General features: G+C 75.4%; 9 protein-coding genes. 4 read left to right on the top strand and 5 right to left on the bottom strand.

Annotated features, from left to right (window positions below):
- The first annotated feature begins 140 nt into the window (after window positions 1–140).
- Window positions 141–1,301 (top strand): ATP-binding protein, encoded by a 1,161-nt coding sequence (locus AE652_RS25560; RefSeq protein ID WP_082345960.1) that lies wholly within the window; start codon window positions 141–143, stop codon window positions 1,299–1,301.
- Between the two features lie 96 nt (window positions 1,302–1,397).
- On the opposite strand, the gene AE652_RS25555 is transcribed toward AE652_RS25560, so the two are convergent.
- The 3 genes from AE652_RS25555 to AE652_RS25545 all read right to left on the bottom strand — a co-directional run bounded on the left by AE652_RS25555 (window position 1,398) and on the right by AE652_RS25545 (window position 5,329).
- A complete protein-coding gene (locus tag AE652_RS25555; protein ID WP_049655540.1) occupies window positions 1,398–3,035 on the bottom strand; it encodes an alkaline phosphatase in 1,638 nt (545 codons plus the stop codon).
- Window positions 3,036–3,198: 163 nt separating this feature from the next.
- Window positions 3,199–4,836: a multicopper oxidase family protein gene (locus AE652_RS25550; protein ID WP_234348531.1), complete on the bottom strand. Its 1,638-nt coding sequence runs from the start codon at window positions 4,834–4,836 to the stop codon at window positions 3,199–3,201.
- On the bottom strand, window positions 4,829–5,329 hold the full coding sequence (locus tag AE652_RS25545) for a hypothetical protein (RefSeq protein ID WP_199823141.1): 501 nt from the start codon (window positions 5,327–5,329) through the stop codon (window positions 4,829–4,831). The genes AE652_RS25550 and AE652_RS25545 overlap by 8 nt, the downstream gene beginning before the upstream one ends.
- A gap of 137 nt (window positions 5,330–5,466) precedes the next feature.
- Here AE652_RS25545 and AE652_RS25540 point away from each other — a divergent pair, with 137 nt between their 5' ends.
- Entirely contained in the window at window positions 5,467–6,378 is a 912-nt protein-coding gene (locus AE652_RS25540) for a LysR family transcriptional regulator (protein WP_107086532.1), read from the top strand.
- 50 nt (window positions 6,379–6,428) lie between these two features.
- Here AE652_RS25540 and AE652_RS25535 read toward each other — a convergent pair whose 3' ends face one another.
- Window positions 6,429–7,334 (bottom strand): neutral zinc metallopeptidase, encoded by a 906-nt coding sequence (locus AE652_RS25535; protein ID WP_049655538.1) that lies wholly within the window; start codon window positions 7,332–7,334, stop codon window positions 6,429–6,431.
- 188 nt (window positions 7,335–7,522) lie between these two features.
- Window positions 7,523–8,359, bottom strand: a complete 837-nt coding sequence (locus AE652_RS25530; protein WP_049655543.1) for a helix-turn-helix transcriptional regulator — start codon at window positions 8,357–8,359, stop codon at window positions 7,523–7,525.
- A gap of 163 nt (window positions 8,360–8,522) precedes the next feature.
- Between AE652_RS25530 and AE652_RS25525 the strand changes: the two genes are divergently transcribed.
- Both AE652_RS25525 and AE652_RS25520 read left to right on the top strand, forming a co-directional pair.
- A complete protein-coding gene (locus AE652_RS25525) occupies window positions 8,523–9,053 on the top strand; it encodes an EF-hand domain-containing protein (protein ID WP_049655537.1) in 531 nt (176 codons plus the stop codon).
- Between the two features lie 200 nt (window positions 9,054–9,253).
- On the top strand, window positions 9,254–10,105 hold the full coding sequence (locus AE652_RS25520) for an NAD(P)-dependent oxidoreductase (protein ID WP_049655535.1): 852 nt from the start codon (window positions 9,254–9,256) through the stop codon (window positions 10,103–10,105).
- The last annotated feature ends 36 nt before the right edge of the window (window positions 10,106–10,141 follow it).

Genomic DNA, 10,141 nt, shown 5'->3' with positions numbered 1-10,141 from the left:
CCCGGGACCCCTGCGGCGGGCGCCCGCGGGCAGGCGCTCACGCGCCCGCCTGCGCCCTCGGCAAACAGGCTCTGACCTGGCGTTATACCGAAATTCGCCTAGGCTGTGGAGCTCTGCCGGACACCTTCGGAGGGGACATCGTGAACGAGGAGAAGACCGGGTACGAGGCCGCCCGCATCCAGGTCCTGGAGGGCCTGGAAGCCGTACGGAAGCGGCCCGGGATGTACATCGGCTCGACCGGTGAACGCGGCCTGCGCCAGCTGGTGTTCGAGGTCGCCGACCGGGCGGTGAAGGAGGTCCTGGCCGGACGCGCCGGCCGCGTCGAGGTCACCCTCACCTCCGACGGTGGCGTGCGCGTCGCCGACGACGGCCCGGGCGTCCCCGTCCGCGGGGCGGAGGGCACCGGTGAGCCCGACCTCGACACCCTGCTGACCCGTCTGAACGCCGGAGCGGGGCCCGGTGGCGGCCGCCGCGACGTGGCGCTCGGGCACTGGGCCGCGGGCCCGGCCGCCGTCAACGCCCTGTCGAGCCGGATGACGGCCGAGGTGCGGCGCGAGGGGGTGCGCTGGGAACGGGAGTACGCGCGCGGCACGGCCGTCACCCCGCTCACCGACGCGGGCCCGGCGACCGGCAGCGGGACCGTCCTCACCTTCTGGCCGGATGCCGAGGTCTTCGGGACAGCGCTGCTCTCCTTCGACGACCTGGCGGACCGATTCCGTGAACTGGCCTTCCTGAACCGGGAGCTGGACATCGCGCTGACCGACCGTCGCGGCCCCGGCGAGCCCAGGTCCGAGCGGTTCCACTCCCCCGGCGGGGTACGGGAGTTCGTCGCATTCCTCGACAACCGGGACGCGGCGCCCGCCGTCACGGCCACCGTCGCCTTCGAGGGCGAGGACCCGCGGATGGCGGGGACGGTGGAGGTGGCCCTGCGCTGGCGCGCCGACGGCGAGGAGCGGGTCCGGAGCTTCGCCAACAGCCGGCCCACCCCGCGCGGCGGCACCCATGAACTCGGCTTCCGCGACGGGGTGGCGGCCGCGCTCGACGCGTACGCGCGCAAGCGGCTCCGGCCGGCCCCGGCGGAACCCGGCCTGAGTGCCGGGCAGGCCTGGGCGGGCCTGACGGCGGTCGTGTCGGTGAAGCTCGACGAGCCCGAGTTCCACGGCTCCACTCTGGACGTGCTCGGCAACACCGCCGTGCGCGCCTGCGTCGCCGAGGCCGTCCGACGCCACCTGGACGCCTGGCTGGAGGAGCACCCGCAGCAGGCCGCGGCCGTCGTCGAACGCCTCGTCCGGGGCGCCTGAGCAGCACCCGGCCCGCCTGCACGGCCCCCGGCCGCCTGAGCGGCACCCGGCCCCGCCGTCTCCCTCAAGGCGGCGGGACCGGGAGGCCAAGGGCCGTCAGGCCGGGCGGATGCCCGGGTTGCCGGCCTCGGTGGTGAAGGAGGCGGCGGTGGACAGGGTGCCGCCGGGGCGGGTGATGTGGGAGACGACGCGGTAGTCGGCGCGGGCCCGGTGGCGGTCCAGGGTGAGCACGGTGTAGCCGCGGCGCCCGTCGTAGAACTTCATGTGCGGGTTGGCCGCCATGAGGTTGCCCCAGTTGGACGGCTTCTCCTCGCCGTCGCCGTCGCTGCTGATCGAGGTGCCGACGAACTCCACTCCCACCGTGCGGGAGTTGGGGTCGTTGAAGTCGCGCTTGACGTCCAGGGCGTAGGCCACGTGGACGTCGCCGGTGAGCAGCACCAGGTTCTTGACGCCGGACTGGTCGACGGCCTTCAGGAAGCGCTCGCGGGCGGCGGGGTAGCCGTCCCAGGCGTCCATGGAGAGCTTGGAGCGCTCGGCGGTGGTGTTCTTGCGGCGGGAGAAGACGACCTGCTGGGGGACGACGTTCCAGGTGGCCTTGGAGTGGCGCAGGCCGTCGGCGAACCAGCGTTCCTGGGTGGCGCCCATGAGGGTGCGCTTGGGGTCGTCGGACTCGGGGGTGGGGTACTGCCAGCCGTCGCCGTTGGCCTGGTCGTCGCGGTACTGGCGGGTGTCGAGGATGTCGAACTGGGCCAGCTGGCCGTAGTGGACGCGCCGGTAGAGGGTCAGTTCGGTGCCGCGGGGCTGGGGCATGCGCAGCGGCTGGTTCTCCCAGTAGGCGCGGTAGGCGGCGGCGCGGCGGGCGACGAAGGGGGCCGGGTCCTGGTTCTTCTCGGGGATGCCGGCGGCGTAGTTGTTCTCGACCTCGTGGTCGTCCCAGGTGACGTACCAGGGGTGGGCGGCGTGGGCGGCCTGGAGGTCGGGGTCGTTCTTGTAGAGGGAGTAGCGCAGCCGGTAGTCCTCGAGGGTGGTGGTCTCGTGGTTGAAGTGGGCGGCGAGGGTGCGGTCGGTGTACTTGCGGTCGCCGCCGGCGGCGTCGATGCCGTACTCGTAGATGTAGTCGCCGACGTGGAAGACGGCGTCCAGGTCCTCGCCCGCGAGGTGGCGGAAGGCGGTGAAGTAGCCGTCCTCGTAGGCCTGGCAGGAGACGAAGGCGATGCGGGCGCTGTCGAGCTTGCGGCCGCGCGGCGGGGCGGTGCGGGTGCGTCCGACGGGGCTGGCCCAGGTGCCGACGGTGAAGCGGTACCAGTAGGTGCGGGCGGCGTCGAGGCCGTCGACGTCGACGTGGACGGCGTAGTTGAACTCGGCGTGGGCGCGGGCGGTGCCGCGGCGCTCGACGCGGCGGAACTTCTCGTCGCGGGCGATCTCCCAGCCGACCCGGACGGAGCCGGTGGGCGGCAGGCCGGCGCCGGGCTCCAGCGGGCGGGGGGCCAGGCGGGTCCAGAGCACGACGGCGTCGGAGGTGGCGTCGCCGGAGGCCACGCCGAGGGTAAAGGGATCGTCGCCGATGGCGCGCGGGGCGATCTCGTTGTCGGCGGCGTGCGCGGAGGGCAGGTTGACGCTGAAGGCGAGCGCGGCGGCGGCCGAGGTGACGGTGAGGAAGCGGCGCCGGTCCAGGCGGGAGGCGGCCTCGCGCAGCATCCGGTCGGGCGTGGGGTGGTCGTCGGGGCGGGTCATGGGGGGGGTGGCCTTTCGCTGCTCGGGGGGTGTGCGAAGGGAATTGGAGTGGACCGCCCCGTACGGCGGGGGTCTGGATTCCGGCAGCAGAGTGATCATCCGGTGCGAGAGCCGTGAAGGTCCGGCAGTTCCGGCGGATCCCCCCGAACAGGGGTGAAAGGGATCAGACGACTTCCAGGTTGGCCATCATTCCCATGTCCTCGTGCTCGGCGTTGTGGCAGTGGAAGAGGTAGCGGCCGCGGTAGCCGTCGAAGCGGGTGATGATCTCCGCGGACTCCCCCGGGCGCAGCGAGACGGTGTCCTTGAGGCCGGCGTCGTGGGGCAGTGGGGGTCTGCCGCCGCGGGTGAGGATGCGGAAGCCCACGAGGTGGAGGTGGACGGGGTGGTGGACGTCGGCGATCAGGCGCCAGATCTCGGTGTCGCCGAGGGGGACGGTGACGTCGGTGCGGGCGGGGTCGAAGGGGCGGCCGCCGATGAGCCAGCCGTGGCCGCCGTTCGTGCGGCCGGCGCGGAAGGCGAAGTCCCGTGTGCGGACGGCGTCTTCGCGCCGCCAGTCGGGCAGGTCGGTGGCGAGGCGGGGCGGGATGCGGCTGTCGTCGGCGGGGGCGGGGCGGGCGATGCGGAAGGCCATGACGTCGCGGGTGCGGCCGGTGCCGAGGCGGTTGACGATCCGGACCAGGGAGCCGACGGGGGCGGCGGCGAAGTCGACGACGAGGTCGTAGCGTTCGGCGGGGGCGACGGGCAGGCTCCGGTGGGTGACGGGGGCGGCGAGCAGGCCCTGGTCGGCGCCGATCTGGACGAGGTCGAGGCGGCGGCCGTCCTCGGTGCGGGCCTCGAGTTCGTAGTGGCGGGCGTTGGAGGCGTTGAGCAGGCGCAGGCGGTGGCGGGCGGCGTCGGTCTCGTGGACGGGCCAGGGGGCGCCGTTGACGAGGACGACGTCGCCGAGGACGCCGGCGAGGTGGGGTTCGGTGACGCCGGGGCGGTCGCGCAGGGCGGGGTCGAGGGAGGGGTAGGTCAGGGCGCCGTCGGCGGTGAAGGCGCGGTCGGTGATCATCAGGGGGATCTCGTGGGGGCCGGCGGGCAGGCCGAGGGCGTCCTCGGCGTCGTCGCGCACGATGTGCAGGCCGGCGAGGCCGCGCCAGAGGGCGGGGGCGGTGAAGTCCATGCGGTGGTCGTGGTACCAGAGCAGGGTGGGGCGCTGGTCGTTGGGGAAGGTGTAGTCGCGTCGCAGGCGGCTGGTGACGGCGCGGGGGTCGGCCATGCCCGTACCCGTGCCGCCCGCGTGGCCGCCCGCGCCGTCCATGCCGGGCATGCCGGGCATGGTCTGGGGGGCCTGGGGCCAGGCGGCGGGCAGGACGAGGTCGGTGGGGTAGCCGTCGGAGTCCGCGGGGGTGCGGCCGCCGTGCAGGTGGACGACGGTGGGCACCGGCAGTTCGTTGCGGTGGGTGACGGTGACGGGCCGGCCGCGGCGGGCCTCGATGGTGGGGCCGGGGAAGGAGCCGCCGTACGTCCACAGCGGGGTGCGCAGGCCGGGCAGGACCTCGGCGCTGGTCTCGCGCTGGACGATCTCGTAGCGGTCGGTGCCGCCGTCGGTGGAGACGGGCCTGGCGACGGCGGGCAGCGGCAGCGGCACCTGGTAGGGGGGCGGCAGGGCGGCGGCGGTGCGCAGTTCGGCGCCGGTGGTGGCGGGGCGGCGGGCGAGGGTGGCGGCGCCGGCCAGCGAGGCGGTGGTGAGCAGGCCGAACGCTCCGCCGATGCCGAGGATTTGACGGCGCGTCAGGTTGACGTGGGGTTCAGGCACGGTCGTCGTCCTCCCGGCGGAGGGGCCGGCGCGGGGGCAGCGGGGTGCGCCACAGGGCGATGGTGAGCACGGCGAGGCCGGCGATGGTCGCCACGCCCAGCGGCAGGTGCAGCCACAGGGCGCCTTCCGTTCCGGCGACGTACTGCGCGGTCTCGGCCGCGACCGCGGCGAGGGTGGCGGCCGCAGGCCAGGAGCGGCGCAGCCGGATCCACACCACGAGGGCGGCGACCAGCTGCAGGTAGCCGAGGGCGGTGACGGCGTTGGCGCCGGCGGTGTGCCAGCCCAGGGCGTCGTAGTCGCCGCTGAGGTAGACGCCGGCGAAGACGGGCTGGCCGAAGGCGGCGGCGGTGTGGACGGCGGCCACGGCGCGCAGGGTCCGTCCGGCGGGCCCGGTCCGCTCCCCCGGGTCGGCCCCTGCCCGCGGCCCGGTCCGCTCCCCTGTGGCGGACCGGGCCTCGGGCTCCGGTGGGGTCTGGTGGGCGGCGGTGGCCATGGCGCGGGGTCCTTCCTCGTACAGGGCGTCCGGGCCGGCGCACCGCTGCGGGCGGTGTGCGGCCCGTCCCTGACGCTATGTCCGCCCGGCTATCCTGTCTAAGATCAATAGTGCTATGGCGTTATGACCGCTGGGGCATGGGGGCTTTCGTGGACCTGAACACGCTCGCGCAGTTCCTGGCGGTGGCGCGACTGGAACACCTGAGCCGGGCGGCGGAGGAACTGCGCGTCGCCCAGCCGTCGTTGAGCCGCTCCATCGCCCGGCTGGAGGCCGAGCTGGGCACCCCGCTGTTCGAGCGCGGCGGGCGGCTGCGGCTGAACGCGGCCGGGCAGCTGTTCCGCGGCTACGTCGAGCGTTCGCTCGGCGAGCTGGAGGCGGGCCGGCGGGCGGTGGCGGAGGCCGCCGGGCAGGGGCTGGGCACGGTGCGGCTGGCCTCGGAGACCTTCCTGGCCTTCAGCGGGCCGCTGGCCGCGTTCAAGCGCGGCCACCCGGGGGTGGAGGTCGAACTGCACCAGCTGCCCGCGCGGGAGACGGCCCGGCGGCTGCGGGCCCAGGACGTCGACCTCGCCGTCGTCTCCCAGCCGATCACCGCCGAGGGCCTGGAGTCGGTGCTGCTGCTGGACGAGGAGGTGGGGCTGGCCGTCGCCCCCGGCCACCCGCTGGCCGGGCGCACCGCGGTCGGCGTCGACGACCTCGCCGACCAGCCGTTCATCGCCGCCCGCCCCGGGCACTGGCAGCGCCGCCTGCTGGAGCGGCTGTTCGCCGCCCGCGGCCTGGAGCCGCGGATCGTCTGCGAGAGCGACGAGGCCGGCGCCATCGCCGAGCTGATCAGCGCGGGCCTGGGCATCGGCCTGGTGCCCGCGCTCTCCCGGCGCACCGCCACCCGCCTGCCGCTGGTGTGGGTCGGCGTCGACGACCCCGACTGCCGGCGCTCCCTGACCCTGTTCTGGGCCTCGGACACGCGCCTGCCCGCCGGCGCCCGCCGGCTGCGCGAGGCGATCGCGGGCTGGGACTGGGCGCGGAGCGGGCAGGCGCAGCGGGGCTTCTGACGACGGGCCCCGCGGGCGGACGTCGCGGCCGGTCCTCGCGGGCGGTGGTGCTACAGCTTGGCGGCCGAGAAGGTGTCGCACTGGGCGAAGTCGCCGCCGCGGTAGCCGGTGGTGAACCAGGCCTTGCGCTGCTCGGCGGAGCCGTGCGTCCAGGCCTCCGGGTTGATCCGGCCGGTGGCCTGCTGCTGGATGCGGTCGTCGCCGACCGCGGCGGCCGCGTCCAGGCCCTGGGCGATGTCCTGGTCGGTGAGCGAGGCGATCAGCGGACGGCCGGTGGAGGCCTGCGGGGTGGTGGTGGCGTGGTGCGCCCACACCCCGGCGTAGCAGTCGGCCTGCAGCTCCAGGCGGACCGAGCCGCTGGCGGCGCCCTGGCGGTCGTTGCCGACCTTCTGCATGGCGCCGGTGAGGGTCTGGATGTGGTGGCCGTACTCGTGGGCGACGACGTAGGACTCGGCGAACGGGCCGCCCTTGGCGCCGAAGCGGGCGGACAGCTCGTTGAAGAAGCCCAGGTCGAAGTAGGCCTTCTTGTCGCCGGGGCAGTAGAACGGGCCCACCGCCGAGGTCGCCGGGCCGCAGGCGGTGGAGACCTGGCCGGTGAACAGCACCGTCTCGGCGTTCTTGTACGGGATCTTGGCGGCGCGCGGCAGCTCGGTGCGCCAGAACTCCTGGAGGCTGTTGGTGACGGCCACGATCCGGCAGTCCTGGCGCTTGTTGGCGTCGGCGCCGGTCTTGCAGGCCTGCTGCACCTCGCCGGCGGTGCGGGTGCCGGTGGAGGAGTTGGAGGAGCCGGAGCCGGAGGACAGGCCCAGCAGCTGCGGGTCGACGCCGAGGACGACCGCGAACAGCACCGCGAGCAGGCCCACGGCCCCGCCGCCGATGGCGACCTTCCCGCCCGGGATGCCGCGCCGGTCGTCCACCTGCGAGGTGTCGAGGTCGCCCTGGTCGTCGAACTGCATGTGCCCCTGCCTGCCCGCTTCTGTCGGTCTCTGGCGATCGGTCGATCGGTCGATCTGTCGGTCGGTCGATCTGTCGGTCGGTCGCTTTGTGCGCTCTGGTGACGGTCTGTGCCGTCACGGCCCGGCCCAGCCTACGGGCCCCGGCCCGCCTCGTCGCGCAGCGGGGCCTTCCGATGCCGGTGCGGGCGTCAGGCGGGGGCGGGGGCGCCGACGACGCGCAGCAGTTCCAGGCGGGAGGCGGAGTCGCTGCCGGGCGCGGCGGTGTGCACCAGCAGCAGCTGGTCCTCGCCGCCGGCGGCCAGCACCTCGCACTCCAGGTCCAGCGGCCCCACCACCGGGTGCAGGAGCCGTTTGCGGCCGCTGCGCCGCCGGGCGACCTCGTGGCGTTCCCAGTAGGCGGTGAACTCGCTGCTGTCGGCGAGGAGTTCGTCGAGGAGTTCGGCGGCGCGGCGGTCGCCGGGGCGGGCGGTGCGGGCGGCGCGCAGGGCGGCGACGTGGGCGCGGGCGAGGTCCTCGTGGTCCTCGGCGGGGAACAGCGTGCGGGTGCCGGGGTCGGTGAACCAGCGCAGCAGGAGGTTGCGGCGCTCGGGCGCCAGGGCGGTGTGGTCCCCGAACAGGGCGGCCGACATGGCGTTCTGCGCGAGGACGTCGCCGAGGTCGGAGACCACCTGGGCGGGCGTGTCGTGCAGCCGGTCGAGGATGAGCAGCAGTCCGGGGCGCACGTGGCCGAGCGGGCCGTGCCGACGCGGGGGCTCGTGCCCGGCGAGGCGGAACAGGTGGTCGCGTTCGTCCTCGCTCAGCCGCAGGGCCCGGGCCAGGGCGGCGAGCAGCTGCGGTGAGGGCTGGGGGCCGCGGCGCTGTTCCAGGCGCGCGTAGTAGTCGACGGACAGCCCGGCGACCTGTGCCACCTCCTCCCTGCGCAGTCCGGGTGTGCGCCGCCGCGCCCCGGGCGGCAGCCCGAGGTCGGCGGGGGTGAGCCGGGCCCGGGCCCGGGTGAGGAAGTCGGCCAGCGCCGTTCGGTCGATCATGCCCCCAGCATGGCCCGCCGGGGCGCGGCGCAGCCAGGGATCGCCGGTCCCCGGCTGCCGGGACGCCGCCCGCTCCCGTGCCGCGCCTTCCCGGCCCGCGCGCGTCCCGCCGGTAGCGTGGACCGGCAGAACTTCCCCTGTGAGAACGGATGGTGACGGAATGTCGGACGAGGCGAAGCGCCGTATCTTCGCGATGCTGGACACCGACGGCGACGACGTGATCTCCCACGACGAGTACCTCGCCCGGGTCGACCGGGCGGCCTCGGCGTTCGGGCGCGGCCCGTACGACCCGCTGGTGGCCGCGGCCCGCGCGACCCACGAGGAGGTCTTCCGGCAGATGGACGGCGACGGGGATGGCGGCGTCACCTTCGAGGAGTACCGCGCCTGGGCCGGCCACGAGGCCTTCGAGGAGACCTGTCGGCCTGCGCTCGGCTCGCTGTTCGACCTCGCCGACGGCGACGGCGACGGGCGTGTGACCCGAGGGGAGTTCGCCCGGCTGCGCGCGGCGAGCGGCAACCCGCCGGAGGGGGCCGCCGCCGCGTTCGACGCCCTCGACACGGGTGGCGAGGGCACCGTGGAGCGCGCCGTCTACCTGGTGGCGATCCACGACTTCCTCACCACCGGCTCCTCCCCCATGGCCGGCGCCTACGGTGACGGCCGCCCCGGCCCGCGGGAGCCCGCCGTCCGCTGACCTGGCTCCCGGCGGCCGGTGCGGGCGTCGGCGGTCGGTGCGGGTGTCGGCGGGTGTCGGCGGCCGGGAGCCCGCCCGGGCGCCCCGTGGCCCCAGCCAGGGATCGGCGGTCCCTGGATCGGGAGGTCTCTGCCGCGCCCCTCGCGCCGCGGGCAGGGTGGTGGGCGTCGGAGGAAGCGACTCCCTGGAGGAGACGGGCGATGGCGAAGATCCTGGTGACGGGCGCGACGGGTTCGGTGGGCAGTCGGCTGGTGCCGCGGCTGGTGCGGTGGGCGGGGGCGGAGGGCTCCTCGGTGCGGGTGCTGGTGCGCGACGCGGCGAGGGCGCGGGGCCTGGACGGGGTGGAGGTGGTGGTCGGCGACCTGTGCGAACAGGGCGACCGGGCGCGGGCGTTGGACGGGGCCGACGTGGTGCTGAACGTGGCGGCGGCGCTGCGCGGGGTGCCGGACGAGGCGGCGTGGGCGGTCAACCGGGACGCGGCGGTGGCGCTGGGGAGGGAGGCGGCGAAGGCCGGGGTCGCGCGGTTCGTCCACACCAGTACCAACCTGGTGTACGGGCGGGGGCTGGGCCGCCCCGCCGTGGAGGGCGACCGGACGGCGCCGGATCCGGCGTGGGGGGTGTACGCGGCGTCCAAGGCGCGGGCGGAGGAGGGGCTGCGCGCGCTCGGGGACGAACTGCCGCTGGTGGTGGCCCGGTTGGCGTTCGTGTACGGGGACGGCGATCCGCACCTGACGCAGTCGCTGAACTGGGCGGCGCACTGGCCCGCGCACCAGCGCCTGGCGGTGGTGCACCACGCGGACGTGGCGCGGGCGCTGTGGCGCGCGGTGACGGTGCCCGGCGTCGAGGGGCGCACGTACAACGTCGGCGACGACGCGCCGCTGACGGCCTGGGACCTGTACGCGCTCAACGGGCGGGTCCACCCCGGCGGTTGGCCGGACGCCCCGTTCGACCCGTGGGAGGGGCAGGTGTCGACGGCGGCGGCGCGCCGGGAGCTGGGCTGGCGTCCGCTGTACCCGTCGGCGTGGGCGGCGGCCGACGCCGGGGCGCTGTAACGGGGCCGACCCCGCCGCGGGAAGGCGGGCCCGGCC

It is taken from the genome of Kitasatospora sp. MY 5-36 (assembly GCF_001182915.1).
Taxonomy (GTDB): domain Bacteria; phylum Actinomycetota; class Actinomycetes; order Streptomycetales; family Streptomycetaceae; genus Kitasatospora.
Note: the sequence above shows the minus strand (reverse complement) of the source record. Positions and strands in the feature narration are given on the sequence as shown.

Bases quoted from the DNA above. Each gene is read 5' to 3' on its own strand.
- AE652_RS25555 (WP_049655540.1), bottom strand. From the start codon at position 3,035: ATGACCCGCCCCGACGACCACCCCACGCCCGACCGGATGCTGCGCGAG.
- AE652_RS25525 (WP_049655537.1), top strand. From the start codon at position 8,523: ATGTCGGACGAGGCGAAGCGCCGTATCTTCGCGATGCTGGACACCGAC.
- AE652_RS25520 (WP_049655535.1), top strand. From the start codon at position 9,254: ATGGCGAAGATCCTGGTGACGGGCGCGACGGGTTCGGTGGGCAGTCGG.
- AE652_RS25535 (WP_049655538.1), bottom strand. From the start codon at position 7,334: ATGCAGTTCGACGACCAGGGCGACCTCGACACCTCGCAGGTGGACGAC.
- AE652_RS25545 (WP_199823141.1), bottom strand. From the start codon at position 5,329: ATGGCCACCGCCGCCCACCAGACCCCACCGGAGCCCGAGGCCCGGTCC.
- AE652_RS25540 (WP_107086532.1), top strand. From the start codon at position 5,467: ATGGGGGCTTTCGTGGACCTGAACACGCTCGCGCAGTTCCTGGCGGTG.